This window comes from Streptomyces sp. NPDC051133 (assembly GCF_040682635.1).
In the GTDB taxonomy this organism is placed as follows: Bacteria; Actinomycetota; Actinomycetes; order Streptomycetales; family Streptomycetaceae; genus Streptomyces.
In genome coordinates, this window is sequence record NZ_JBFBBK010000004.1 from 128,313 (window position 1) to 152,480 (window position 24,168).

25 protein-coding genes, 1 tRNA gene and 1 riboswitch are annotated in these 24,168 nt (G+C 69.6%); of the genes, 11 read left to right on the plus strand and 15 right to left on the minus strand.

All coding sequences use genetic code 11. From position 1 onward, the window contains the following. Both AB0N17_RS06675 and AB0N17_RS06680 read right to left on the minus strand, forming a co-directional pair. Nucleotides 1–765: an ABC transporter permease gene (locus AB0N17_RS06675; protein WP_366010224.1), complete on the minus strand. Its 765-nt coding sequence runs from the start codon at nucleotides 763–765 to the stop codon at nucleotides 1–3. Between the two features lie 49 nt (nucleotides 766–814). Next, entirely contained in the window at nucleotides 815–1,615 is an 801-nt protein-coding gene (locus AB0N17_RS06680; protein WP_366010039.1) for an ABC-2 family transporter protein, read from the minus strand. Nucleotides 1,616–2,681: 1,066 nt separating this feature from the next. Between AB0N17_RS06680 and AB0N17_RS06685 the strand changes: the two genes are divergently transcribed. Beyond that, on the plus strand, nucleotides 2,682–5,429 hold the full coding sequence (locus AB0N17_RS06685; protein ID WP_366010225.1) for a transglycosylase domain-containing protein: 2,748 nt from the start codon (nucleotides 2,682–2,684) through the stop codon (nucleotides 5,427–5,429). Between the two features lie 8 nt (nucleotides 5,430–5,437). Here the strand turns inward: AB0N17_RS06685 and AB0N17_RS06690 are convergent, their stop codons facing one another. The 3 genes from AB0N17_RS06690 to AB0N17_RS06700 form a co-directional block, all read right to left on the minus strand. Next, nucleotides 5,438–5,758, minus strand: a complete 321-nt coding sequence (locus AB0N17_RS06690) for a multidrug efflux SMR transporter (RefSeq protein ID WP_366010040.1) — start codon at nucleotides 5,756–5,758, stop codon at nucleotides 5,438–5,440. 35 nt (nucleotides 5,759–5,793) lie between these two features. Continuing rightward, nucleotides 5,794–5,862: riboswitch (guanidine-III (ykkC-III) riboswitch) on the minus strand. 70 nt (nucleotides 5,863–5,932) lie between these two features. Further along, nucleotides 5,933–6,292 (minus strand): co-chaperone GroES, encoded by a 360-nt coding sequence (locus tag AB0N17_RS06695; RefSeq protein ID WP_323374790.1) that lies wholly within the window; start codon nucleotides 6,290–6,292, stop codon nucleotides 5,933–5,935. Nucleotides 6,293–6,335: 43 nt separating this feature from the next. Beyond that, nucleotides 6,336–6,665: a DUF3618 domain-containing protein gene (locus AB0N17_RS06700; RefSeq protein ID WP_366010041.1), complete on the minus strand. Its 330-nt coding sequence runs from the start codon at nucleotides 6,663–6,665 to the stop codon at nucleotides 6,336–6,338. Between the two features lie 100 nt (nucleotides 6,666–6,765). Here AB0N17_RS06700 and bcp point away from each other — a divergent pair, with 100 nt between their 5' ends. Then, nucleotides 6,766–7,233 (plus strand): thioredoxin-dependent thiol peroxidase, encoded by a 468-nt coding sequence (gene bcp, locus AB0N17_RS06705; RefSeq protein ID WP_366010042.1) that lies wholly within the window; start codon nucleotides 6,766–6,768, stop codon nucleotides 7,231–7,233. 184 nt (nucleotides 7,234–7,417) lie between these two features. Then, nucleotides 7,418–7,502, plus strand: a tRNA-Leu gene (locus AB0N17_RS06710). Between the two features lie 38 nt (nucleotides 7,503–7,540). On the opposite strand, the gene rdgB is transcribed toward AB0N17_RS06710, so the two are convergent. Further along, nucleotides 7,541–8,143: an RdgB/HAM1 family non-canonical purine NTP pyrophosphatase gene (rdgB, locus tag AB0N17_RS06715; RefSeq protein WP_366010043.1), complete on the minus strand. Its 603-nt coding sequence runs from the start codon at nucleotides 8,141–8,143 to the stop codon at nucleotides 7,541–7,543. A gap of 47 nt (nucleotides 8,144–8,190) precedes the next feature. After that, nucleotides 8,191–9,525 (minus strand): SGNH/GDSL hydrolase family protein, encoded by a 1,335-nt coding sequence (locus AB0N17_RS06720; RefSeq protein ID WP_366010044.1) that lies wholly within the window; start codon nucleotides 9,523–9,525, stop codon nucleotides 8,191–8,193. Nucleotides 9,526–9,735: 210 nt separating this feature from the next. Between AB0N17_RS06720 and AB0N17_RS06725 the strand changes: the two genes are divergently transcribed. Then, complete coding sequence (locus tag AB0N17_RS06725) at nucleotides 9,736–11,049, plus strand: DUF445 domain-containing protein (RefSeq protein WP_366010045.1); 1,314 nt, start codon at nucleotides 9,736–9,738, stop codon at nucleotides 11,047–11,049. A gap of 254 nt (nucleotides 11,050–11,303) precedes the next feature. Next, complete coding sequence (locus AB0N17_RS06730; RefSeq protein ID WP_366010046.1) at nucleotides 11,304–12,869, plus strand: MFS transporter; 1,566 nt, start codon at nucleotides 11,304–11,306, stop codon at nucleotides 12,867–12,869. A gap of 220 nt (nucleotides 12,870–13,089) precedes the next feature. Here the strand turns inward: AB0N17_RS06730 and AB0N17_RS06735 are convergent, their stop codons facing one another. Next, complete coding sequence (locus tag AB0N17_RS06735; RefSeq protein WP_366010047.1) at nucleotides 13,090–13,392, minus strand: hypothetical protein; 303 nt, start codon at nucleotides 13,390–13,392, stop codon at nucleotides 13,090–13,092. Between the two features lie 193 nt (nucleotides 13,393–13,585). On the opposite strand from AB0N17_RS06735, the gene AB0N17_RS06740 reads away from it, so the two are divergent. Then, the gene (locus AB0N17_RS06740) at nucleotides 13,586–14,011 is read left to right on the plus strand and encodes an Hsp20/alpha crystallin family protein (protein ID WP_366010048.1); all 426 of its coding nucleotides are present in this window, start codon (nucleotides 13,586–13,588) and stop codon (nucleotides 14,009–14,011) included. Between the two features lie 305 nt (nucleotides 14,012–14,316). Continuing rightward, a complete protein-coding gene (locus AB0N17_RS06745) occupies nucleotides 14,317–14,796 on the plus strand; it encodes a DUF2267 domain-containing protein (RefSeq protein ID WP_366010049.1) in 480 nt (159 codons plus the stop codon). A gap of 58 nt (nucleotides 14,797–14,854) precedes the next feature. Here the strand turns inward: AB0N17_RS06745 and AB0N17_RS06750 are convergent, their stop codons facing one another. The 6 genes from AB0N17_RS06750 to AB0N17_RS06775 all read right to left on the minus strand — a co-directional run bounded on the left by AB0N17_RS06750 (nucleotide 14,855) and on the right by AB0N17_RS06775 (nucleotide 18,003). Beyond that, entirely contained in the window at nucleotides 14,855–15,097 is a 243-nt protein-coding gene (locus tag AB0N17_RS06750; RefSeq protein WP_366010050.1) for a hypothetical protein, read from the minus strand. Between the two features lie 12 nt (nucleotides 15,098–15,109). Further along, nucleotides 15,110–15,652, minus strand: coding sequence for an MOSC domain-containing protein (locus AB0N17_RS06755; RefSeq protein WP_366010051.1), 543 nt, complete (start codon nucleotides 15,650–15,652; stop codon nucleotides 15,110–15,112). Between the two features lie 124 nt (nucleotides 15,653–15,776). Further along, the gene (locus AB0N17_RS06760; protein WP_366010052.1) at nucleotides 15,777–16,448 is read right to left on the minus strand and encodes a DUF998 domain-containing protein; all 672 of its coding nucleotides are present in this window, start codon (nucleotides 16,446–16,448) and stop codon (nucleotides 15,777–15,779) included. A gap of 124 nt (nucleotides 16,449–16,572) precedes the next feature. Continuing rightward, entirely contained in the window at nucleotides 16,573–16,881 is a 309-nt protein-coding gene (locus tag AB0N17_RS06765; protein ID WP_366010054.1) for a DUF397 domain-containing protein, read from the minus strand. 75 nt (nucleotides 16,882–16,956) lie between these two features. Continuing rightward, the gene (locus tag AB0N17_RS06770) at nucleotides 16,957–17,157 is read right to left on the minus strand and encodes a DUF397 domain-containing protein (RefSeq protein ID WP_366010055.1); all 201 of its coding nucleotides are present in this window, start codon (nucleotides 17,155–17,157) and stop codon (nucleotides 16,957–16,959) included. Beyond that, entirely contained in the window at nucleotides 17,158–18,003 is an 846-nt protein-coding gene (locus tag AB0N17_RS06775; protein ID WP_366010056.1) for a helix-turn-helix transcriptional regulator, read from the minus strand. A gap of 219 nt (nucleotides 18,004–18,222) precedes the next feature. Here AB0N17_RS06775 and AB0N17_RS06780 point away from each other — a divergent pair, with 219 nt between their 5' ends. Continuing rightward, on the plus strand, nucleotides 18,223–18,858 hold the full coding sequence (locus AB0N17_RS06780; RefSeq protein ID WP_366010057.1) for an ATP-binding protein: 636 nt from the start codon (nucleotides 18,223–18,225) through the stop codon (nucleotides 18,856–18,858). Here the strand turns inward: AB0N17_RS06780 and AB0N17_RS06785 are convergent. Further along, complete coding sequence (locus AB0N17_RS06785; RefSeq protein WP_366010058.1) at nucleotides 18,855–19,613, minus strand: hypothetical protein; 759 nt, start codon at nucleotides 19,611–19,613, stop codon at nucleotides 18,855–18,857. The genes AB0N17_RS06780 and AB0N17_RS06785 overlap by 4 nt on opposite strands. Nucleotides 19,614–20,232: 619 nt before the next feature. Here AB0N17_RS06785 and AB0N17_RS06790 point away from each other — a divergent pair. The 3 genes from AB0N17_RS06790 to AB0N17_RS06800 are packed head-to-tail and all read left to right on the plus strand — an operon-like array spanning nucleotide 20,233 to nucleotide 24,139. Then, nucleotides 20,233–20,886 carry a hypothetical protein gene (locus AB0N17_RS06790; protein ID WP_366010059.1) on the plus strand — a complete coding sequence of 218 codons (654 nt, stop codon included), beginning with the start codon at nucleotides 20,233–20,235 and terminating at the stop codon, nucleotides 20,884–20,886. Nucleotides 20,887–20,903: 17 nt separating this feature from the next. Next, the gene (locus AB0N17_RS06795; protein WP_366010060.1) at nucleotides 20,904–22,325 is read left to right on the plus strand and encodes a hypothetical protein; all 1,422 of its coding nucleotides are present in this window, start codon (nucleotides 20,904–20,906) and stop codon (nucleotides 22,323–22,325) included. After that, the gene (locus AB0N17_RS06800) at nucleotides 22,322–24,139 is read left to right on the plus strand and encodes a DEAD/DEAH box helicase (protein ID WP_366010061.1); all 1,818 of its coding nucleotides are present in this window, start codon (nucleotides 22,322–22,324) and stop codon (nucleotides 24,137–24,139) included. Before AB0N17_RS06795 ends, AB0N17_RS06800 begins: the two co-directional genes overlap by 4 nt. Nucleotides 24,140–24,168: the final 29 nt, after the last annotated feature.

Sequence of the window (24,168 nt, forward strand, 5' to 3'; positions counted from 1 at the left end):
CTAGCTCCCTGTACTCCGATACGAACGAAGCCCCGCCCGCCACGCCAGCCCGGCCAGCGCACAGCAGCCGACCGCCACCAGCGGGGGAGTCCACGCCACCCACACCGGCAGCCGGAGCGGATACGCCCGCCCCAGCACATAGCTCGCCGGCAGCCAGTTGACGAAGGCCAGCGGCAGCACGAACGTCACCCCGCGCACCAGCTCCCTGCCGAACACCGTCGGCGGATACTGCAGCAGCGTCGTACCGCCGTACGTGAACGCGTTCTGCACCTCCGAGGCGTCCTGCGCCACGAACTGGAACGCCGCCCCCGCCACGAACACCGCACAGAAGATCCCGAAGCCGCTCAGGACCGCCACCGGCATCAGCAGCAGTTTCTCCGCCGTCCAGTGCACCTCAAGCCGGGACAGCGACCAGCCCAGCACCAGCGAACCCTGCGTCACCCGGCCCAGCCGCCGCAGCGCGAACCGGTCGGCCGCCACCTGCGCCAGCACCGGCGCCGGCCGCACCAGCAACGTGTCCAGCGTCCCGTCCCGCAGCCGCCGCCCCAGCCGGTCCATCGACCCGATCACCAGATCCGCCAGACCGAACGAGACCGCCGACAGCCCGTACAGGAACGCCACCTCCGGCAGCGACCAGCCGCCCAGGGCGTCCACCCGGGAGAACATCAGCGTGATCGCGACGAAGTCGAAGAAGGTCGCCGTGAAATTCCCGAACGTGGTCATGGCGAAGGACGCCCGGTAGGCCATCGTCGACCTGATCCACATCCCCGCGACCAACCGGTACACCCGGACACTCTCCGCGAGCCGGCCGCGCTCAGCCACCCTGCACCACCACCCGTCGCGTCGCCGCCGACTGCACCAGCCGCCCGGCACCCAGCAACACCACCGCCCACGCGCCCTGGAAGACGTACGTGCTCAGCGGATCCCCGTGCCCGAGCAGGATGTCCGCCGGCGCCTGCAGCAGCGACGACCAGGGCAGCACCCGCACGACCTCGCCGAGCGCGCCCGGGAACACGTTCAACGGCAGCAGCATCCCCGAGCAGAAGTAACCCAGCAGCCACGCCATCTGCCCCACGCCCGCGCCGTCCAGCAGCCAGAACGCGGACAGCGCCACCAGGTACCGGATCCCGAAGCCGACCACCATGGCCAGCAGCACGGCCACGAAGAACGCCACCCACGTCCCCGCGTCCGACGGCAGGTACGCCGGGAAGCACAGTGCCCCGAAGACGAACGGGACCATCCCCCGCCCCAGCAACTGGAAGAACGCCCGCCCCACGTCCGCGGCCAGCCACCACAGCTGAAGATCGGCGGGCCGGTACAGGTCGATCGCCACGTCCCCCGTACGGATGCGCTCGATCAACTCGTCCTCGACACCGCCACCACCGATCGCGAGGGTCGACAAAAAGGCCTGCCCCAGCCACACATAGGTGACGGCCTGCGCCTGGTCATAGCCTCCGAGGTGCGGTTTCACGTCCCACAGCGCCCGGTACGTGTAGACCAGGATCAACCCGAAGACCGTGTTGGTGAACACCCCTGCCGCAGTGGCCGCCCGATAGGTCGCGTACCGTCTGAATCCCCCCGCCGCGACGGCCCCGTACAACCGTCCAGCGCCCACGCCAGTCGACCTCCTCGGACACCTCGACACCGAAGCGCAGGAGCCTAGTCCGGAGGCCCGGCGGCCGGCCACGCATTTTGTGCCCAAAGCGTGCTGGAATCCGGGAACGGAACGCCAGGTGCGAGAGTCTTCAAACCGGGGGCGCAGAAGGCGTACGAGGCGTACAGGAACGTACGACGCGAAACAGGAGTCCGTGCACGACATGAGCGACGAGCCGCAGCCGCAGCAGCCGAAGGAAGGCGTGGCGCCGGAAAAGCCGCTGCCGGCTGAAGGGCCCGGGGCCCCGGAGGTCCGCGAGGAGCAGGCCACCGAGAGGGGGAAGGGGACGCAGCGCACCGGCGGTACCGACAGCGCCGACGGCACCGGCGAGCCCGGGGACGCCAGGCCGGAGCGGGCGAAGTCCGGGGACCGGTCGGGTACGGCCGAACGGATGACGCCGGGCGACGCCGCGCGTGCCTCCGCGGCCACGTCGAAGAGCGGCTCGGGCACGCCCGGCAAGCCGGCCCGGGCTCCGTCGGACCCGGCAGGTGAGGCGGCTCGGGACGCGACGAAGACGGCCGGTGGCGCGGCTGGGGGTGCTTCGGCCTCCGGCGGTGACGCGGCTGGGGGTGCTTCGGCCTCCGGCGGTGACGCGGCTGGGGGTGCTTCGGCCTCCGGTGGCGACGCGGCTCGGGGCGCTTCGGCCTCGGACGGTGGCGCGTCTGCGGGTCGTTCTGGTGTGGCCTCGGACGGTGGCGCGTCTGCGGGTCGTTCTGGTGTGGCCTCGGACGGTGGCGCGTCTGCGGGTCGTTCCGGTGCGGCCGCGGAACGCGCGGGCCGCGACGACCGTACGGCCTCCGTCGCCCGCGCCCGTCAGGCGGCCCTCGGCGGCCGCACCGACGGCAAGGGCATCCCGGCGCCCTCCACGGACTCGTCCGCTTCCCGTGGCGGCGACCCGGCGTCCCCCGGGAGTTCCGCGTCCGGGGCCGCCGCCTCCGGTGGGGACACCCCCGCCCCGACCCCGGCGACGACCAAGGACGGCGAGGACACCGGCAAACGCCGGCCCCAGTCCGCCGAGAGTACCCAGGTGCTGCGCCGCGTCACCCCGCCGCGCGGACCCCAGGACACCGGCGAGGACCAGCCGGCCGAGAGCACCCAGGTGCTGCGCCGCGTCACCGCGCCCCGCAAGGGCGAACCCGCCGATCCCGCCAAGGCCCGCGCCGCCCGCGCCGCCGCGGCCGGCCTCGGCGCCGCCGCTCAGGCCTCCCCCGCGGGCGCCGCCACCCCCCGCCCCCGCACCGGCGACGGCACCGGCGACGGCACCGGCACCGGCGTCCGGCCCAAGGCGAAGCCCGCCACGCCCGCCACGCCCACCACGCCCGCCACCCCGCATCCCGCCCCGTCCTCCGAGGCCGGGACCGCCGCCCTCGCCGCCACCACCGCGGACACCCCCACCTCCACCCCGACCCCCGCCCCCGGCAAGGGCAAGAAGCCCAAGCGGCCCAAGCGCACCGGATGGCGACGGCTGTTCCCGACCTGGCGCATGGTCCTCGGCACCTTCGTCATCGGCGTCCTGCTCGTCATCGGCCTGTTCTTCCTGGGCTACTCGATGGTCAAGATCCCGCCCGCCAACGCCCTCGCCACCAAGCAGGCCAACGTCTACCTCTACGCCGACGGCTCGCAGATCGCCCGCGACGGCGAGATCAACCGCGAGAACGTCACCCTCGCCCAGGTCTCCAAGGACGCCCAGCACGCCGTCCTGGCCGCCGAGGACCGCGACTTCTACACCGAGTCCGCCATCGACCCGAAGGCCATGATCCGCGCCGGCTGGAACACCGCCACCGGCAAGGGCAAGCAGTCCGGCTCGACGATCACCCAGCAGTACGTGAAGAACTACTACCTGGCCCAGGAACAGACGGTCACCCGCAAGGCCAAGGAGTTCTTCATCTCGATCAAGCTGGACCGCAACAAGTCCAAGAACGAGATCCTCGAGGGCTACCTCAACACCAGCTACTTCGGCCGCAACGCCTACGGCATCCAGTCCGCCGCCCAGGCCTACTACGGCAAGGACGCCAAGGACCTCGACCCGGCCCGCGCCGCCTACCTCGCCGCGCTCGTCAACGCGCCGAGCGAGTACGACGTCGTCGCCCACCCGGAGAACAAGGCCGCCGCCGTCGCCCGCTGGAACTACGTCCTGGACGGCATGGTCAAGCAGGGCTGGCTCAGCCAGTCCAAGCGCGCCGGCATGACGTTCCCCATGCCCAAGGAACAGACGATCTCCACCGGCCTGTCCGGCCAGCGCGGCTACCTCGTCGAAGCGGTCAAGCACTACCTGACCACCAACAACATCCTCACCGACGACCAGCTCGCGGCCGGCGGCTACCGCATCACCACCACCATCCAGAAGAACCGGCAGGACGCCTTCGTCAAGGCCGTCCACGACCAGCTGATCTCCAAGCTGGACAAGAAGAACAACAAGGTCGACCGCTACGTCCGCGCGGGCGGCGCCTCCGTCGACCCCAAGACCGGCAAGGTCGTCGCCATGTACGGCGGCGTCGACTACGTGAAGCAGTACACCAACGGTGCCACCCGCGGAGACTTCCAGGTCGGCTCCACGTTCAAGCCCTTCGTGTTCACCTCGGCGGTCCAGAACGGCTCGACCACCCAGGACGGCCGCACCATCACCCCGAACACCATGTACGACGGCACCAACGAACGCCCCGTCCAGGGCTGGAGCGGCGGCACCTACGCCCCCCAGAACGAGGACCAGAAGTCCTACGGCCAGATCACCGTCACCAAGGCGACCGACCTGTCTGTGAACGCCGTCTACGCGCAGATGGCCGTCGACGTCGGCCCGTCCAAGGTCAAGCAGACCGCGATCGACCTCGGCATCCCCTCCGCCACCCCGGACCTCCAGCCGTACCCGTCGATCGCCCTCGGCACCGCCACCGCCAGCGTGCTGGACATGGCGGAGGGATACGCCACGCTCGCCAACCACGGCAAGCACGGCACGTACACCCTCATCGAGAAGATCACCAAGGACAACACCGAGGACGTCCAGCTCCCCGGCCAGAACGTCAAGCAGGCCGTCAGCCGCGAGGCCGCCGACACCACCACCTCGATCCTGCAGAGCGTCGTCGACAACGGCACCGCCACCGCCGCGCAGAACGCCGGCCGTCCCGCGGCCGGCAAGACCGGCACCGCCGAGAACGACACCGCCGCCTGGTTCGCCGGCTACACCCCGGACCTGGCCACCGTCGTCTCCGTCATGGGCCAGGACCCCGTCACCGCCAAGCACATGCCGCTGTACGGCGCCCTCGGCCAGGCCCGTATGAACGGCGGCGGCCCGCCCACCCAGATCTGGGCCCAGTACACGCACGACGCCCTGCGCGGCAAGCCGTCCGCCGACTTCGACCTGCAGCTCCAGCAGGGCGCCGACCAGCCGCAGGCGCCCAGCAGCTCCGGCTCCGCCCAGCCCGGCACCACCGGCGACCAGAACACCGGCGGCACCACCACCGACGGCGGCCAGGACAACGGCGGCACGACCGCCAGCCCGACCGACGGCGGCACCACCACCGGCACGCCCACCGACGGCGGCCCGACCACGGACGGCGGCACCACCGCCGGCGACGGCTCCACCACGGACGGCACCACCACCGGCGGAGGCGACACCACCGGCGGAGGAACGCCGACCGGAGGCGGCGACACGACCGGCGGAGGCACCACGACCGGCGGCGGCACCCCAGGGGGCGGCACGGCCGCGGGCGGGGGCACGGACGGCGGCGGCACGACGGGCACGGCCGCGGGCGCCGGCGGCGGAGACCCCGGCGCCTGACCCCGGCATCAGTGCCCGCTGGTCGCCTTCAGCCCCACCACGGCGACCAGCAGCAGACACACGAAGAACACCCGGGCGGCGGTGACCGGCTCACCCAGCACCACCATGCCGAGCACCGCCGCCCCGGCCGCGCCGATGCCCACCCACACGCCGTAGGCGGTACCGATGGGCAGGGACTTCGCGGCGTACGACAGCAGCACCATGCTCGCGACGATGCCGGCGCCCGTGAACAGACTCGGGACCAGCCGGGTGAACCCCTCGCTGTACTTCATCCCGATCGACCAGGCCACTTCCAGCAGACCGGCGACGACCAACAGAACCCACGCCATGACAGGCACCTTCCGAGACGCAACGACTCTTCATCGGTGCGTCGTCTTTGCCTGCATCCCGGTACGGCGCGTCTCGTCGGGCTCGCTCCCGAACATAGCAAAACAACGACAAAGGGGCCGGTGACCACCGTCACCGGCCCCTCTGCCCTGATCCGTGAATCAGAGATCCGTGAATCAGAGATACAACCCGGTGGAGTCCTCCGACCCCTCGAACCGGTCCGCGGCGACGGCGTGCAGATCACGCTCGCGCATGAGCACGTACGCCACACCCCGCACCTCGACCTCGGCCCGGTCCTCCGGATCGAACAGAACCCGGTCACCCGGCTCCACGGTCCGCACGTTCTGACCGACCGCGACGACCTCGGCCCAGGCCAGGCGCCGCCCGACCGCCGCGGTCGCGGGAATCAGGATCCCGCCCCCCGACCGCCGCTCGCCCTCACCGGTCTCCTGCTTGACCAGAACCCGGTCGTGCAGCATCCGAATGGGCAGCTTGTCGTGATGGGGGGTCCTGTGCTCGTTTCTGTTGGCGCTCACGCCTCGAACTTACCTGCCTTCGCCCCGGCCGTACGCCTCCGGGTCAGCCCTTGCGCCGTCGGGCACCCAGGGCGATCAGCCCCACGACGCCGACCGCGAGCAGCGCCACGGGCACGACCCGCTCCACCCGCAGCGCCCCGTCCTCGTCCACGAACTGCGCCCGCACCTCGGTCACGGCCCGGTTGACCTGCACGTACGCCCGCCCGACCGTGTGGTCGATGTTGGCGACGACCTTGGCCTTCGCATCCCCGACGATCGTCTTCGGGTGCACCCGCACCCCGATCTCGTCGAGCGTCTCGGCCAGCACGTCGCGGCGGCGCTTGATGTCCGCCTCGATCTGCGCCGGGGTTCTGGTGTCCGACGTGTCCGCCACCGTACGGCCTCCGAAGTCTGCCGAAGTCTGATGCTGTTCCGGACAGTCTGTCAGCTCATGCCCGCACCGCACCGCAAGGCCCCCCGGTTACGCTGGCCCGATGAGCGAGCGACTCCAGCCGGGGGACGTGGCCCCCGCCTTCACCCTCCCGGACGCCGACGGCACCGAGGTGTCCCTTTCCTCCCACAAGGGCCGCAAGGTCATCGTCTACTTCTACCCGGCCGCCCTGACCCCCGGCTGCACGAAGCAGGCCTGCGACTTCACGGACAACCTGGAGGTCCTGGCCACCGCCGGCTACGACGTCATCGGCATCTCCCCCGACGACCCGGAGAAGCTGGCGAAGTTCCGCGACAAGGAGTCCCTGAAGGTCACCCTCCTCGCCGACCCGGACAAGAAGGTCACCGAGGCCTACGGCGCGTACGGCGAGAAGAAGAACTACGGCAAGACGTACATGGGCGTCATCCGCTCCACGATCGTCGTCGACGAGGAGGGCAAGGTCGAACGAGCCCTCTACAACGTCCGCGCCACCGGCCACGTGGCCAAGATCATCAAGGATCTGGGCATCTGAGAGGCCTGTACCCAACTGCTGGCGGCCCGCACCGGGACGACCCGGGGCGGGCCGCACCTTCGGCTGCTGTGCCCCAACTGCCATGCCGGCACACGCACCTGGTGCCGAGGGGGCGGACGACGAAAGAGCGGCCCCGTACACTGAGCGAGGCAAAACAGCCTGCAGGCTAATTGTCCGTTTTGGGGCGGTCGTGGCGAAATAGGCGATACGCGCGGGTTTTAGGTGCCCGTGGGAGAAATCCCGTGTGGGTTCGAGTCCCACCGACCGCACATGAGAGGGGCCGTCCGGCCGGGCGGCCCCTTCTTGCTCAGCCCAGCAGCTCCCGCACGACCGGTACCAGGGCCCGGAACGCCTTCCCCCGGTGGCTGATCGCGTTCTTCTCCGCCGGGGTCAGTTCCGCGCAGGTGCGGGTTTCGTTCTCCGGCTGGAGGATCGGGTCGTAGCCGAAGCCGTTCGTGCCGGCGGGGGCGTGGCGCAGGACGCCCCGGAGCTGTCCCTCGACCACCCGCTGGCTGCCGTCCGGCAGGGCCAGGGCCGCCGCGCAGGCGAAGTGTGCCGCCCGGTGTTCCTCGGCGATGTCGGAGAGCTGGGCGAGCAGCAGGTCCAGGTTGGCCTGGTCGTCGCCGTGGCGGCCGGCCCAGCGGGCGGAGAAGATGCCGGGGGCGCCGCCCAGGACGTCGACGCACAGGCCCGAGTCGTCGGCGACCGCGGGCAGGCCCGTGGCCTGGGCCAGGGCGTGGGCCTTGAGCAGGGCGTTCTCGGCGAAGGTGACGCCGGTCTCCTTGACGTCGGGGACCTCGGGGTAGGCGTCGGCGCCGATCAGCTCGTGCGGCAGGCCTGCTTCGGCGAGGATCGCCCTGAGTTCGGTGATCTTTCCGGCGTTGCGGGTGGCGAGGATCAAGCGGGTCATGCCCGTCAGTATTCCTCGCCGCCCGGTGACGGTTTCGTCTGCCCCGCTTACAGTTCCGCCTGCCCCGCGCCGCCCAGTGTGCGCAGGTCGAAGACCTCGGCCATCCTGGCGAAACCCAGGTCACTGGGGTGCAGGTGGTCGCCGGAGTCGTAGTCGGGGCGCAGGCGCTGCGGGGCGTAGGGGTCGCGGAGGGCCCTGTCGAAGTCGACGACCGCGTCGTACAGCCCGCCGGACCTGATCTGGGCGTTGACCTGCAGGCGTACCGCCTCGCGGGCGGGGGTCCAGCCGCGGTGGCCCCGGAAGGGCATGAGGGTGGCGCCGACGACCTTCAGTCCGCGGGCGTGGGCCTGGCGGACGAGGGTGCGCAGGCCGGCCGTGATGCGGTCCGGGTCGGCGAGCCGGGGGTTGCGGATGATGTCGTTGATGCCGAGGTCGATGACGACGACCTTGACGTCGGGGTGGGAGAGCGCGTCGCGGCCGAAGCGGCCGAGGCCGCTCTGGTTCTCGGCGGGCCGGCCGAGTCCGTCCGCGAGGACCTGGTTGCCGCTGATGCCTTCGTTGACGACGCTGTAGCGGGGGAGTTGCTGTCCGCCTTCGAGGGCGGTGCGGAGCCGGCCGGCGAGGATGTCGGGCCAGCGGTGGTTGGCGCCGGTGGTGGAGGTTATGCCGTCGGTGATGGAGTCGCCGAAGACGACGGCGGTGCCGTCTGCCTCGTTGCTGAGGACGTCCAGGGCGGTCAAGTAGCGCCAGTAGGAGGTCTGTTCGGTGTACGGGGTGCCGGTGGCGTCCTCGGTCGCGTCGCCGGCGGCGACGTAGGAGATCTGCCGGGCGTGGGGGTGGTAGGTGACCGGGCCGGAGGGGGTGGGGGAGTAGGTGGTGACCAGGACGTCGCTGCCGTGGGGGATGGTGAGGCGGACGGCGTCGCTGACGATCTGTCCGCCGGCGGGTATGACGACGCCGGTGCCGCCGTTGAAGGTGAGGCGCCGCATGGTCTGGGGGTCGGCCGCCGCGGTGGCGTCTCCGGTGGAGAGGGCGAGGGAGGCGTGCGTGAGGGTGAGCGGTGACTGGCCGTAGAGATTGGACAGTGTGATGCGGGCACTCGTACCACCGGTGTCGGCGTGTACGACGTTGCGGACCGAGTGGCCTGCCATGCCGTTCGTCTCGGTGCCGGGTTCTCCGCCCACGGGGGCGGTGGACCAGGAGCCGACCCAGGTTCCCGCGGAGACGGGGGCGGCGGACGAGTCGCGGTGGGCGCGGTTGTCGGTGAGGGCGCTGCGGGGTGTGCCGTCGTCGGCTGCCACGGTGACGTATATGGCGGCGGACAGTGCCACGACCAGCGCGACGAGCGCAGTCAGTACTGCATAACCATGACGCTTGGCCACGCTTTTGTTGTTCTCCTCGGGAGATGGGAGCCCGGGGCTCCGATCTAGGTCACTCCATGATGCGGCATGGGGTGCGGGGAGATGACAGGGCCCTGCCCAGGACTCCCGTCCAGACAGACGCCGGGAACTCTTGTTCCGTTCCGGGAGTCGGTCAGGAAGGGACAATTGTGTGCGGGATCACCGAGCGGGTGGAGCTGACGGGTGGAGCTGATGGAACCTACGGAGACGGCAGGACCGGCGCGGGCCACGTCGTACCGGACCATGACGGCCTTCACTCCGGCCGACGAGGAGCGCCGGCGCGGGGTGCGGCGCATGAAGCTGACGGCGACCGCGTTGCTGCTGTTCGTGGCGGTGGTCTATGTGGTGGCGAAGGCGGCCGGGCACGAGGGTGCCGGGGAGTGGACGCAGTATGTGGCGGCGGCGGCCGAGGCGGGCATGGTGGGCGCGCTGGCCGACTGGTTCGCGGTGACGGCGCTGTTCCGGCATCCGATGGGGCTGCCCATTCCGCACACCGCGATCATTCCGACGAAGAAGGACCAGCTGGGGGTCTCGCTGGGGGAGTTCGTCGGGGAGAACTTCCTCTCCGAGGAGGTCGTGCGGCAGCGGCTGCGGGCGGTCGGTATCGGCAGTCGGCTGGGGGCCTGGCTGGCGGAGCCGGAGCATGCGGACCGGGTGACGGCGGAGCTGGCGACGGCGTTGCGGGGTGCGCTGACGGTGTTGCGGGACTCGGACGTGCAGGTGGTGGTGGGGGAGGCGATCACCCGTCGGGCGAACGTGCAGGAGATCGCGCCGGGTGTGGGGAAGATGCTGGAGAAGATCGTCGCCGACGGAGGGCACCGGCGCGCGGTGGATCTGGTGGTGGCCCGTGCGCACGGCTGGCTGGTGCTGCACCGGGACGACGTGATGGTGGCGGTGGAGGGCGGTGCGCCGGGCTGGACGCCGCGGTTCGTGGACCGGAAGGTGGGGGAGCGGGTCTACAAGGAGTTGCTGCGGTTCGTCACGGAGATGCGGGACATGCCCTCGCATCCGGCGCGTGGCGCGCTGGACCGTTTCCTCACGGATTTCGCCTCCGATCTGCAGTCCGACACGGACACCCGGGCCCGGGTGGAGCGGTTGAAGGGTGAGGTGCTGGGCCGGGGGGAGGTGCAGGATCTGATCGCGTCGGCCTGGACGGCCGTACGGTCGATGATCGTGGCGGCGGCGGAGGACGAGCGCAGTGAGCTGCGGTTGCGGGTGCGGGGGGCGCTGCTGTCGCTGGGCCGGCGGATGGCGACCGAGCCGAAGGTGCAGGGCAAGGTCGACAGCTGGGTGGAGGGCGCGGCGGTGCACGTGGTGACGACGTACCGCAAGGAGATCACCTCGCTGATCACGGACACCGTGGCGAGCTGGGACGCGGAGCACACCACCCGGAAGATCGAGGCGCACATCGGCCGCGATCTGCAGTTCATCCGGATCAATGGCACGGTGGTGGGATCACTGGCGGGTCTGCTGATCTACGTGGTGTCGCGGGCGCTGGGGGCCTGAGTCGTCGGGGCTCCGTGCCTGAGCCGACCGGGCTCCGGGCCTGAGCCGACCGGGCTCCGGGCTGAGTCGTCGGGGCTCCGCGCCTGAGCCGACCGGGCTCCGGGCTGAGTCGTCCGGGCTCCGGGCCTGAGCCGACCGGCTTCCGGGCTTGAGTCGTCCGCGCTCCGTGCCGACTGATTCCGCAGGTTGCGGGCACCCGCTTGGTGCCGTCCCCCGCTCTTCCCGGGGGACGTCCTTCGACGAGGAGGGAGCCCATGAGCGCAGCCGAGGCGGCATCGCCGGAGACCGGACGGACCATCACCACCACCATCCCCGCCCGGTTGGACCGCCTGCCCTGGTCCCGCTGGCACTGGACGATCGTGATCGGCCTGGGCACCGTATGGATCCTGGACGGCCTGGAGGTCACGGTCGTCGGCAACATCGCGAGCCGGCTGTCCGAGCCCGGCAGCGGTCTGTCGATCACCTCGGGCCAGATCACCGGCACGGCCGCCGCCCTGTACGTGGCGGGCGCCTGTATCGGCGCCCTCTTCTGGGGCCGGCTGACCGACCGCTTCGGACGCAAGAAGCTGTTCATGATCACCTTGGCGGTGTATCTGGCGGCGACGGCGCTGACGGCCGTGTCCTGGGAGGCCTGGTGGTTCTTCCTGTTCCGCTTCCTGACTGGCTTCGGCATCGGCGGTGAGTACGCGGCGATCAACTCCGCGATCGACGAGCTGATCCCGGCGAACTACCGCGGCCGGGTCGATCTGATCATCAACGGCAGTTTCTGGCTCGGCGCGGTCGGCGGTTCCCTGCTGTCGATCGTGGCGCTCAACACCGACCTGCTGGCGGCGAACGTCGGCTGGCGTCTGACCTTCGCCCTCGGCGCCTTCCTCGCCCTGGTCATCCTGCTGGTACGGCGGCACGTCCCGGAGAGCCCGCGCTGGCTGCTGATCCACGGCAGGGACCGGGAGGCGGAGGAGATCGTCTCCGGTATCGAACGGCAGGTGGAGGAGCAGCGGGGTGAGCGGCTGCCCGAGCCGGAGGGCGGCGAGCTGGAGATCCACCAGCGCAAGAGCGTCACGTTCCTGGAGATCGCCCGCACGGTCTTCGGCCAGTACCGCAAGCGGGCGGTGCTCGGCTTCTCCCTCTTCATCGGGCAGGCGTTCCTGTACAACGCGATCACCTTCGGCTTCGGCGCGATCCTGACGAAATTCTTCGACGTGCCGTCCGACCACACCGGCTACTACTTCGCGGTGATCGCGGTCGGCAACTTCTGCGGCCCGCTGCTGCTGGGCCACCTGTTCGACACGGTCGGCCGGCGGGTGATGATCTCCTCCACGTACCTGCTCTCGGGCCTGCTGCTGTTCGGCACGGCCTGGCTGTTCGACCGGGGCTCGCTGAGCGCGGCCACGCTGACGGCCTGCTGGTGCGTGGTGCTGTTCTTCGCCTCGGCGGGTGCGTCCAGCGCGTACCTGACGGTCTCGGAGATCTTCCCGATGGAGACGAGGGCGATGTCGATCGCCTTCTTCTACGCGCTCGGCACGGCGGCGGGCGGCATCAGCGGCCCCCTGCTCTTCGCGGATCTCACCGGCACGGGCAAGGTCGGCGACACGGTCCTGGCGTTCTCGATCGGCGCGACCCTGATGTGCCTGGCGGGTCTGGTGGCCGCGTTCCTGGCGGTACGGGCCGAACGCCGCTCCCTGGAGGACATCGCCCGTCCGCTGACGGCGGTGGCCGGCCGGGCCAGGGCGGCGACGAAGGGCACCCGGCCGTCGGGCAGTACGCCCGGCTCCCAGGGCCCGGGCCCTTCGGCACCACCGGCGGCGAGCAGGCCGTAGGGGCGCGGGCGCCGCGGGCGTCGTCGGCGGTGGGCGGGCTGTGGCGGGCGCGTCGGTAGCGCCTCTGCCGTCGGCGGTCGGGCTGGAGCGCGTCTGGCGTCGGTGTCGGTCGGGCTTCTGCCGGGCGGTCAGGCCGTAGGGGCTTCTGCCGGTCGGCGGTCAGGCCGTAGTGCTTCCGCTGCCCGCTGCCCGCTGCCCGCTGCCCGCGGCCGGCAGGCCCTCAGCTCCGGCGGTCGGCGACGGCCCAGGAGGCGAGGGCGACGGCCCCCGCGACACCGAGCACCGACGGCCAAGCGCCGATCTTCTTGGCGAGCGGGTGGGACCCGGCGAACGCGGCGACGTACGCGGCCGTGAGCGCACCCGCGGCCTTCCCACCCGCCTGCGCGCGCCACTGCTGGGCCGCGGCGGCGCCCGCGACGGCCAGCACCGCTCCGCCCAGCGGCCGCTTCTTGGTCCAGCGGGCGACGCCGTAGCCGCCGACGAGTCCACCGGCGGCGACGACCGCGCTGGGAACCTTGGCCATGAGTGCCTCCTCGTCATCCCCCGTGCCTGCCTCGCGACACGTCAGGTACGTCCTGTGAGATCTCCCCCGAGGCTAACGCGCAGGCCGGTCCATCACCCGAACGTGAGTCGTGGCTTGTCAACTTTCTACCGGCGAGCTATATAAGAAGTCGTAGGGCATCGCACCCAGTTCCTGTAGAGAGGAGTGACCCGTGATGCTCATGCGCACGGACCCCTTCCGCGACTTCGACCGGCTCACGCAGCAGGTCTTCGGAAACAACGCGCGCCAGTCCGCCATGCCGATGGACGCCTACCGCGCCGGTGACGACTTCCTGGTCCACTTCGATCTGCCCGGCATCGACCCGGAGACGATCGAGCTGGACGTCGAGCGCAACGTCCTCAACATCCGCGCCGAGCGCCGCAACCCCGCCCCCGAGGGTGCGGAGATGCTCCTCGCCGAACGGCCCACGGGCACCTTCACCCGCCAGCTGTTCCTCGGTGACACCCTCGACACGGAACGCATCGACGCGTCGTACGAGGCCGGCGTCCTGACCCTGCGCATCCCGGTGGCCGAACAGGCCAAGCCGCGCCGCATCCAGATCAGCGGCGGCGTCGGCGACCGCAAGCAGATCAGCGGCTGAGCCGGCATCGGCAGGGAGGCTGACGGAACGGGCTGAGCCGCAGCCCCGGCCCGCGCCCCTGAGCCGCGGCCCGGCCCGACCCGCCCCCACGTGTCCCGAGCCCGCCCCCCCGGGCTCGGGACACGACGCTCACGCCTCCCGGACCCTGCCCCCGCCCCCCCGGCCCCCCGCCCCACAGGCCGCATGAGACCACATGCCGCACATTGGCCGAACTGCCCCTCATGCCCGCCGCGTTACGGGGTACCAGACGTCCGGATATCCGGATGCCCGGTGCCCGGAAGTGTCCTGGAGGAGGAACCACCACGATGACCGTGACGACGCCGCAGCCGCAGACGAGAGCCACGATCCCCGCCCCTTCCCTGTACGCGGGCGAGGCAGCGGACACCACGCGCTGGCAGGAACTGACGGAGGCGGTACGCGAGGCGGGTCAGTACGGCACGAGGGCACAGGCCGAACGCGTCACCCGCGCCGTCCTCTCCGCCTTGGGCGGCCACGTGACCGGCGAAGAACGCGTGTCCCTGGCCCAGGCCCTCCCCCGGGAGGCGGGCATGCTGATCGCGGCCCAGATCCCCGCAGCGCGGTCCCTGACCGCGAGGCAGTTCGTGGAGTCGGTGGCGACCGGCATCGAGGGCTCGACCCCCGCGACGGCCCGCTGGGACGTCAGCTCGGTGCTCGGCGTCCTGGCGGACAGGATCGGCGAGCCCCTGACCACCCGCCTCCTCGGCCAACTCCCCCCGGGCTACGCCCTCCTCTTCGGCCGAGCGGAACTCGCCCCCACGGCCTAGCGCCATCGCCCCGCACGAGGGCGCCGCCGAGGGTATGTGCGGCGCCCTGTGACGACGCTCAGCTGGCGCTCATTCCCCGCTCCGGCCAGCGCCCCCGCGCGTCGTACGACGCGTTGATGGCACGCGAGGCTTTGAGGAAGAGGTAGTCGATCTCACCGTCGACGGGCCGGGCCGACCGCGTCACGGTGTCGAGGCAGAGCTGCCGCCCCATCTCCTCAGGACCGGCACCGAAGGAGTACCGAATGCTTCCGTGCCGCACGGCAGTGCTGTCAGCCTTCGCGAAATAGACGAGAGCGGCCAAGGCGGGATCCCCTCAGACCCGGTCGAGCTCCTGATGAGGCTCGGCGGGCAGCTCCACCCGAATCGCGTCCCCGGGCCGTACGACACCGCCTTCCCGTACGACCCCCATGATCCCGGCCTTGCGGACGAGCCGCCCGTCGTCCCTTCGCGAGACGACCTGCTTCAGCAACCCGTGCCGGAAGTCGTCGATCTGCGCACATGGATTCCGCAGCCCGGTCACCTCGACGACGGCCTCGTCCCCGATCCGCAGCAGCGTCCCCACGGGCAGCCCGAGCAGATCGATCCCACGGGTGGTCACGTTCTCCCCGAGGTCTCCGGGCCGCACGCCGAACCCCGCGCCGGCGACCTCCTCGAACAGCTCCTCGTGAATGAGGTGCACCTGCCGCAGATTCGGCTGAGTGGGATCGGCCTTGACCCGCGACCGGTGCTTCACGGTCACCCCGGCGTGCACGTCCCCCTCCACCCCGAGCCCGGCGAGCAGCGTGATGCTCTCCCGGTTGGGCTTGGTGAAGGAGTACTCCTCATTACGACTGACAGCAGCAACGACCGCACTCACGGCGTCTCTCCCCTCGTACCGTCAAGATCTGCTACGAGCCTAACTCCCGCCCTGGTGCACCCCCGGGGGGATTCGCACCGAGAGCCAGGAGGAACGGCTGCTTCAGATCCGGCGGCTCGCGTCCTCACGGGGCCATGAGGGCCACGGACCTGCTCGCATCCTCCTCGCGGGGCGGCTGACGGAACAGACCGCGTGCACCGACGGCCAACGCCCACACCAGCAGGGGAAATACCGCGACCCGCTCCATACCTCCCATGCCCAGCCCCAGATAATGGCGGGAAAGGAAGAGCCCGAAGCCCGTGATCGCCGTGACTCCCAGCAGACCGGTGGCCCAACGCACCGCACCCGGAACATCATGGGACAGGCCGATTCCCGCCAGCAGAAGGCCGACGTTTCCCGTCCCCATGATGAGCAGGGCGCCCAGGACGTGCTGGTTCTCATGGACGTCCGCGGGCGCCAGCCCGGCGAGCACGAACCCCAGACCGGCCCCGGCGAGGAGAATCCGGGCCACGGCGGCGGTCGCGCCCCGGCGCCACATGGAAGCGGTCAGAGCGGCGCCGACAACGAGCAGCGCCCCCAGGACGACGAACGAGGTGTTCATCAAGCCGTGTTCGGGTGAACAGACATACCGCGGCTCGGGATCCTGCTGCATGGCGCAGTGGACATTGCCCAGATCACTGATGTTGTTCCGCGCCCAACTGTACGGTCTCGCCCACGCCGACTCCACGAACACGTGGATCACTAAGAACTGCACCGCACCCGCGATCCACATGGAACACCCGATCCGAGCCTTCACCCGTCCACCTTCTGCCGCACGCTTCCTGTACGACCCAGCGGACCACGCGCCCCGAGCCACAGGCACTCCGGCGGGCCCCCGGGTCGGGGGTGGGGCGGCCCCTACTGGCGACCGGAAGCTGTGCCTATCTGAGGGCATCCTGCGCAAGGGCACGTATGAAGGCGCGCCACGTTCCAGGGCGGACCTGGATCACGGATGCCTCTGCCTGTTTTGAATCGCGTATGAGAGTGTCGGTGCTGGTGTACGCGCACTCCACACACTCGGTCCCGTGCCGCCGCTGTGAGACGACTTGAACCAGTGAACTTCCGGTGTCATTGCCATCAAGGCTCCTTACTGATCCGTTCGATGAGCTCGGCTGAGGACTCGAAGTCGAGTGCCTGAGCACTGAGGTACACGGGCGGAGGTGATCGCGGGAGCGGGGCATGACGTGCATCTGGACGCGCCGGGGCGGTGTACGCGGCAGTGCCGGACCTCCTCCGCGGCTGAGACGCCCGACGAGCGCCCCGGCTCAGCCTTTGATGGTCACCGCCAGGAACTCTCTCCAGGCATCGGCAGACACGGCCAGACGCGCACCACCGGGCTGCTTCGAGTCGCGCAACAGCACGCCGGCGGGCACGACAGCCGCCTCCACACACTCAGTGGCGTTGCCGCCGCTGTATGACGACTTGAACCATGCGAGGTCGGTGACGGGCTGCTGACTGCGGGACATTCACAGCTCCTTGCGGGCGCGGTGGATAAGAGCGGAGGAAGCCTCCATGTCCAACGCTTGCGCCTGCAGATACTCGAACGCAAGTCTGTATCTGTCGAGTTCCTCATCCTTTTCAAGGAACAGGGACCCGGTATGGAAGTCGACATAGACCACGTCGAGCCCTGGCTCGGGGCCACCGAAGACGACGAAGCTGCCGAGCGCGGCTGCATGGGCACCCTTGGAGAACGGCAGTACTTGCAGCGTGACGTGAGGTGACTCGTCCGCCTCAAGCAGCCGGTCAAGCTGCTCGCGCATGATGTCAGGTGACCCCACGACCCGGCGGATCACGGATTCGTCCAAGATGGCCCAGAGGTACGGCGGCTTCGGCCGGCCGAGAATCTCCTGCCGCTTCATGCGGATGTCCACGAGACGCTCGATCTCCGAGGCGTCCAGCGGAACTTCGTTGGCCTTCTGCAGGGCGGTGCTGTAGGCGCGGGTCTGGAGGAGTCCGGGCACATAGACACAGCAGAAGTGACTCTCCCGAACTGCCTCGTCCTCCAAGGTGAGGAGGAGGTTCATCTCCTCCGGGATGGAGTCGGCGAAGGAACTCCACCACCCCTGTTGCCGGGCGTCCTTGGCCAGCGTGACAACCGCACGCCGTTCAGCCGCGGTTGCTCCGTACTCGCGGCACAACGCATCGACGACGATCCATTTGACCGGTCCCGCCTTGGTCTCATACCGGCTGATGGTCGCCTTGGAGACGCCCACAAGTTGGCCTGCCTCCTCCAGGGTGAGGCCGGTGCGAGTACGCAACTTGCGCATCATGACGCCCAGTTGCCGACGCCGTGTTGTGGTCCGTTCGGACATGCGGCTCCTTCGCCGTGTGTCGGGCAGCGGCCCGGAGATTCCTGGCCAGGCTAGGCAGCGTGGTGGGTGGGGACCACCAGATTCACTCGATGGATGTTCGTGAGAAGTTGCACAGCGAGACTTCTCCTGTGCCATGCTCACTCACGGACCGCTACGCACTGCATCCGTATGGACACGGTCGGCGCAGGCAGGTGCGTGGCTTCGCGAGGAGGAGTAGCCATGCCCGGCCCTGACCCCACCGACCTCCGTTTCCGCTGTGTCCTGCCGTTCGAAGCGGTGCCGACAGAGGTGCGGCTGCTACGCAGAGCGGCGGCCTCTCAGATGCACCGCTGGGGAATGCCTGCCTGCGTTGAGGAGGCGGAACTCCTCGTCACCGAACTGGCGACGAACGTGGTGAAGCACGTCGGTGAGGGAACGTCGGCCACGCTGGTGTTGGAGTGGAGGCTCGATCGTCTGCGGCTTGAAGTCCACGACAGGAGCCCGGCACTGCCCTCGGTCCAGGCGCGCAGCTGCGAGGAGGAGTGCGGCCGAGGGCTTCACTTGGTCGCGGCACTTGCATTGGACTGGGGCGCAGTGCCGACGGCCGCCGGCAAGGCGGTGTGGTGCGAGGTGCCGGTCGACTCCGAGAAGGACTGCCGGCGCATCGAGCGTGCGGTGGCCGTTCTGGAGTGGTATCAGGCGAAGGCCCGGACTGTGGCGTGGGCGGGACGTAGTGGCGCTGCGGCACTCGACGAGTCAGTAGTCGAATTGATTGCTGACCTGCTCCACTGGACTGTTGCCCGGGGCCAGGATCCAGACGATGTCCTCGACCGTGTTCAGATGCATTACGAGGCGGAGCTGGGAGGGGCGGCCTAAGCGGTACGGTATGACTTGCGCGTTTGCGCAGCGGTCAGCAGCAGGGCTTCAGCGTTACCTGGGGCGCCGGACCTGAGAAGTTCCAGCGCGGTACGCAGCACTTCGCGGTCGGGCTGGTCCCGTCCGTGGATGTGGAGAAGGTCCCTGACGAGATCCTCCTGGCCTTCCTGGGTCAGCAGGACGACCAGCAAGGCCGTCTCTGCCGGGCTGTAGGCGTCCGCCGTATGCCGCAGGAGGGCCAGCACCTCATCCGCTTGCCGGCCGTCGCCGCGCAGAGCTTCCGCTCGCCTCGCGACGTTCCGGGCGGCCTCCGTATCAAGTTCAGTCCGCTGCCGGTACCCCGCCTGACGGGGTACCGGCAGCGGAGCGGCGGCCGGAGCGTGAGGCGGATGGACTGGTGAGCCGGCTTCGAGGAGGTTGACCCGTTCCCGAAGTGAGGCGGCCTTTCGCTGCAGCACCGCGTACTTCCGCTGGAGGGAACGCAGGCTGTCGGCCTTCGGCGAGGCTTGCTGGCGCAGCGTGTCACGTTCCGCGCGCAGCTCCTCGTTCGCGCTCCTGAGCTGCTCGTTCTCGTCACGAAGCGCGCGTAGTTCTCTGGACGCCGACTCCAGGTCTGCGCTCAGGTGCGTAGCGATCCCACCGTTCTGCTCGGCCGCCGCCTTCGCGTGCAACTGGCACAAGTCGTCCAGGGTTACGCCGATCTCGATGCCCCGCTTCGAGGCGTCAGCGCGCGCCTCCTCGAAGAGGATCTCCACCGATCTTCGCTGGGGAAGCGCCTTTCCGCTGAGCGCCCTAGAAAGGGCGCTTTCGCTCATTCTGAGCCGGTTGGCGGCCTCGCCCTGGGTCGGGCTGCGTGTAGGTACGCCGGTGCTCTCTGGCGTGATGAGCAGGAGCGGGCAAAGGCGCTGAAGGGTGGAGGCGAGTTCACGCCTTGCTGGTGAAAGGCCACTGTCGATGGGCTTTTCCGCCCATGCAAAGGGAGGGCGACTGTTCCTGCTGCACGGCACGCTCTTGAGACCTCCCCGTCCTCCAGCAAGTTGCTCTGCCAGCAAGCCCGTTGCCAGGTGCCTGGCTCATTCTGCCGTAGTGATGGCGGAGTTGTGCTTGCTTTTGACGAGCAAGGCTTGCTTTGTGTCGGCAAGTGTTCAAAGGGGATTGAATCTCGGCATCTGTCGTGTTCACTGGACGTCAGCCGCTCTTGAGGCGGGGGGTGGTCGCGAGGCGAACGCTTGTGCAGGAATGGCAGTTCTTGTGCCGCTATGCAGTAGTGCGCGCCTTAAGGCCAGATTCAGGTAATTGCCACATGGGAGGGAACGGATGACCGTGCTGCCGTCTTGGCGGGACACGACCTACGGGGGCCACAAGCTCGGAACCATGGCGCGCGTCGCGCTGTGGCTCATCCAGGAGGTGAAGGAGAACGGCACCTTCACCAAGGGCGACCTGCGGGCCGCGTTCCCGGACGTGGCGCAGATCGACCGGCGCATGCGTGACCTGCGTGACCGCGGTTGGGAGATCGCCACGAGCCGCGAGGACCCGACGTTGCGCCAGCAGGAGCACCGCTTTCGGACCAGGGGTGCTGACGTCTGGATTCCGGGACAGTCGAAGGCGCCGGCGCACAAGGGGAGCATCACTAACTCCCAGCGGGCCAAGGTGTTCCAGGACGATGGCTACCTCTGCCGTACTTGCGGCGTGACGGGCGGCGAGACGTACGGCGACGGGGGTTTGGAGCAGGCCGTGCTCAACGTGGCGCGTCGGCCGGTCGTTCAGCCGGACGGCAGCGTCGTCCACCAGCTCGTCACGGAGTGCCAGCGGTGCGGCCGGGGCAACGTGGACCGGACCGTGCACATGGCGGACGTCCTGGGGGAGATCGAGTCGCTGGCTTCGGTAGAGCGGAGGGTGTTCCGCGGGTGGATCGCCGCGGACCGCCGGAGCCCCAGCGCGCTGGAGAAGCTGTGGGCGCTGTACCGGACGCTGCCTGCGGACGAGCGCAAGGCCGTGGCCGACAAGCTCGACGGTACGGACGACTGAGACAGGACGGGACGACGATGATGCGCGAGTTTCCGGCTACGCCGAGGGCGGCCGAGTTCAGCGAACTGATCAGCAAGAAGGTCGAGGAGGTCAAGGCGGCCGGCGGTACGCGAGAGACCGTGACTGTCGACTGGAACGGGCAGCAGGCCCATGTCGAAGTGATCGATCTGCCGCTGAGCAGCCTCTTCTACAACCCCAGCACTCACCGGATCCGGGCCCAGCGCAGCCACGACGCTGAGCGGGACGCGCTGCTGGACAAGGACCCCTGGTGCGCTGAGAGCCAGGACTACCTCGGCTTCCTGCTCAAGGCGGACCCCGAGAACACGAACGTGCGGGACAAGGACTTCGATGTCCTGAAGGACAGCCTTAACCAGTTCGGGCAGAACGACCCTGGGCTCGTGACCCGGCAGGGGGTGCTGGTGAACGGCAACACCCGGGCCGCCGCGCTGCGCGAACTCGGTGCGCAGTCGATGCGGGTGGGTGTGCTGCCGGCGTCGTTCACCTGGTCCGACATCAACGCCGTCGAGCTGGCGTTGCAGCTTCGCAAGGATCACCGACGTGACTACTCCTACATCAACCGCCTTATCGCCATGGAGGAGCAGGCGGCGCTGGGCCGGACGCCGGAGCAGATCGCCAAGGACTTCCGGATCCAGGTGCGTACCTACCACCAGGAGCGGTGGATCCTCAGCACGATCCGCGAACTGAACGAGCGCAGCCGCACGGGCGGTGGCAACGGGCTCCGCCTGGTTGACTGGGAGGGCGCACAGGAGCGGCTCAAGGAACTTCACCGGCTGTACGCGAAGCTGGAAACGGTGGATCGCGACCAGGCCGAAGTCCTGAAGGAGCTGCGCTTGGCCGCGATCCTGCTCGACTTCTCCAAGACGGACGTCCGGCACATCAACGAGGACTTCCTGGACGCGGGGCTGGAGCGGCAGTTGCCCATGGGCGGTACCACGGCTGCGCAGCCGCAATCGGTGTCCATCCCCGGTCTGGGCCTGGAGGTCCCCGCCGCCTCCTCCGCCGTCGCGGAGGCCCGGGCGATGAACGACGAGATCCTTCGCACCGCCGCCCTGATGAGGAACGGAGCCTCGGATCTCGGCGACGAGCGGAAGGCCGCCGTGCAGGACGCCTGGGACAACACGAAGAAGGCGTTCGACGAAGCGATCGAGGCGGCGGGACGCAACGCCCGGCTGCGCAAGCGCAAGCAGCTCGCCCCGGCCCGGCTGGCGGAAGCCTGCGCGAGCATCGACCAGTGCGTGAGCGACCTGGTGCAGGCCCGGACCTCTCGCAGCCTGGACGAGGAGGCGTTCGATGAGGCGGTGGTCAAGCTGCGAGGCAGCCTCGTCAAGCTCGCGCAGCAGGCCGGTCGCGGGCTGCCGGAGCCGGGAGACGGCGTTGCCTGGCTGCTGGAGGCGGCCGCGGCGGAGGGCTCCCGGTGACCAGTCCTGTCAGCGAGAAGTCGCTGCGTCTCGGATTCGATGAGACCCGGACCCGGGTGGTCCTGCGGACCACGGAATCGTTCCAGCAGGAACTCGTGCAGCTGGCCGCCCGGTTTCGCACCGGCGGCCAGCTCGGCCCCCTGAGCGCCTCGGTCTCCCTGGACGAGCTGCTCGCAGATCTTGGCCTTCTCAGCACCTGGTCCGATCCGGCCGGCGTGGAGTGGGCGGATGACCTGCGGGAGCTGGTCTCCGGTGTGGTCCAGGACGCACACACCGTGCAACAGCGGCTGGCGGGGCGGGACGCGCCCGGCGAGGTTGTCCCCGATGACGTGCTCGCCCTCCTCGGCGACACCTGGAAGGGCGAACTCAGCGAGTTCCAGCGCCGCGACATCGCGAAGCTTCTGTCACTGCAGCACGGTGCGAACTTCAGCGTGCCCGGTGCCGGCAAGACCCGTGTCGCCCTCGCCGTGTACGCCGCGCAGAAGGCCGCCGGCAAGGTAAGCCGCCTGCTGGTCGTCTGTCCCAAGTCGGCTTACGAGTCATGGCGTTACGAGACCGCCGAGTGTCTCATTCACCCGCTGCGCATCAACGTCCTGGACGGCTCGTGGGACGAGTGGGCCGAGGTGCTCGTGGTGAACTACGAGCGTCTTGACCGGTCGCTGCCCATGCTGGCCGGGTGGCTCAAGGCGGGTCCCTCGATGATCATCCTCGACGAGGCGCACCGGATGAAGCTGGGCGCCCGGGGGACGTACGGGGCAGCCTGCATGGCCCTGGGGCCTCTGGCCGCGCGCCGGCTGATCCTGACCGGTACACCGGCCCCCAACGGATCCCGGGACCTGGAAAACCTGCTGGGCTTCGTCTGGCCCGGGCACGGTCAGCGCACGGTCGTGCAGGCGGTGGCCGGCGGTGATCTCGCACACGCCAGCTCGGTCCTCCGGCCGCTGTTCACGCGCACGACCAAGCATGAACTCGGTCTGCCGCCGGTTCAGCTGGGGCTTCGCTTCGTCGACATGCCGCCTCTGCACGACGAGATCTACACGGCTCTTGTGGGCGGCGAGAGGAGCGGCGCAGCGCGCGATGACCTGAGCAGCCTGGGTAAGACGGCTCTGCGTCTTCTCATGGCGGCTACGAGCCCCGCCCTGCTTCTTGAAGGAGCCAGCCGCTACGAGCCGCTCGCGTACCAACTGCCGCCACTGGATGTTCCTGAAGGCAGCTCGCTGTACTCGCTCATGCAGAATCTTCCCGACTTCGAGCTGTCGCCCAAGTACCAGGAAGCCATCGCGATCATCGCGGAGAACGCCGCTCAGGGCCGGAAGACGCTGGTCTGGACGACCTTCGTCAGGAGCCTCACCACACTGGAACGCCTGCTGGAGAAGTACAGCCCGGCAGTCGTCTACGGCGGCACCGCGGACCGTGAGGAGCAGCTCCGCCGGTTCCGGGAGGACCCGGCGTGCATGGTGCTGATCTCGAACCCTGCGACCTTGGGAGAAGGGATAAGCCTGCACCATGTGTGCCACGACGCTGTCTACGTGGACCGCGACTTCATGGCCGGCCGCTTCCTTCAGAGCCTCGACCGGATTCACCGCCTCGGGCTGGCCCCCGACACGGAGACCCGGGTGACTGTTCTGGCGGTGCGGAACTCCATCGACGAGGTGGTCGCCGAGCGCCTGGAGCGGAAGCTCGACTTCATGGGGCGCATCCTGGACGACCCCACGGTGCAGCAGCTCGCTGACCTGGAGGAGGAGCCCTCGGTGGCCGCCGGACTCGCGCCGAGTGACATAGAGGCACTGCTCAGTCACATGGGAGGTCGCTAGGACCGGCCGCGTGCTGCGGACCTCGCGGG

Bases quoted from the DNA above. Each gene is read 5' to 3' on its own strand.
- rdgB (WP_366010043.1), bottom strand. From the start codon at position 8,143: ATGACCCGCTTGATCCTCGCCACCCGCAACGCCGGAAAGATCACCGAA.
- AB0N17_RS06745 (WP_366010049.1), top strand. From the start codon at position 14,317: ATGACCGTGACGACGCCGCAGCCGCAGACGAGAGCCACGATCCCCGCC.
- bcp (WP_366010042.1), top strand. From the start codon at position 6,766: ATGAGCGAGCGACTCCAGCCGGGGGACGTGGCCCCCGCCTTCACCCTC.
- AB0N17_RS06795 (WP_366010060.1), top strand. From the start codon at position 20,904: ATGATGCGCGAGTTTCCGGCTACGCCGAGGGCGGCCGAGTTCAGCGAA.
- AB0N17_RS06765 (WP_366010054.1), bottom strand. From the start codon at position 16,881: ATGCACGTCATGCCCCGCTCCCGCGATCACCTCCGCCCGTGTACCTCA.
- AB0N17_RS06730 (WP_366010046.1), top strand. From the start codon at position 11,304: ATGAGCGCAGCCGAGGCGGCATCGCCGGAGACCGGACGGACCATCACC.
- AB0N17_RS06780 (WP_366010057.1), top strand. From the start codon at position 18,223: ATGCCCGGCCCTGACCCCACCGACCTCCGTTTCCGCTGTGTCCTGCCG.
- AB0N17_RS06725 (WP_366010045.1), top strand. From the start codon at position 9,736: ATGGAACCTACGGAGACGGCAGGACCGGCGCGGGCCACGTCGTACCGG.
- AB0N17_RS06690 (WP_366010040.1), bottom strand. From the start codon at position 5,758: ATGGCGTGGGTTCTGTTGGTCGTCGCCGGTCTGCTGGAAGTGGCCTGG.
- AB0N17_RS06775 (WP_366010056.1), bottom strand. From the start codon at position 18,003: ATGTCCGAACGGACCACAACACGGCGTCGGCAACTGGGCGTCATGATG.
- AB0N17_RS06770 (WP_366010055.1), bottom strand. From the start codon at position 17,157: ATGTCCCGCAGTCAGCAGCCCGTCACCGACCTCGCATGGTTCAAGTCG.
- AB0N17_RS06790 (WP_366010059.1), top strand. From the start codon at position 20,233: ATGGCGCGCGTCGCGCTGTGGCTCATCCAGGAGGTGAAGGAGAACGGC.
- AB0N17_RS06735 (WP_366010047.1), bottom strand. From the start codon at position 13,392: ATGGCCAAGGTTCCCAGCGCGGTCGTCGCCGCCGGTGGACTCGTCGGC.
- AB0N17_RS06675 (WP_366010224.1), bottom strand. From the start codon at position 765: ATGTGGATCAGGTCGACGATGGCCTACCGGGCGTCCTTCGCCATGACC.
- AB0N17_RS06740 (WP_366010048.1), top strand. From the start codon at position 13,586: ATGCTCATGCGCACGGACCCCTTCCGCGACTTCGACCGGCTCACGCAG.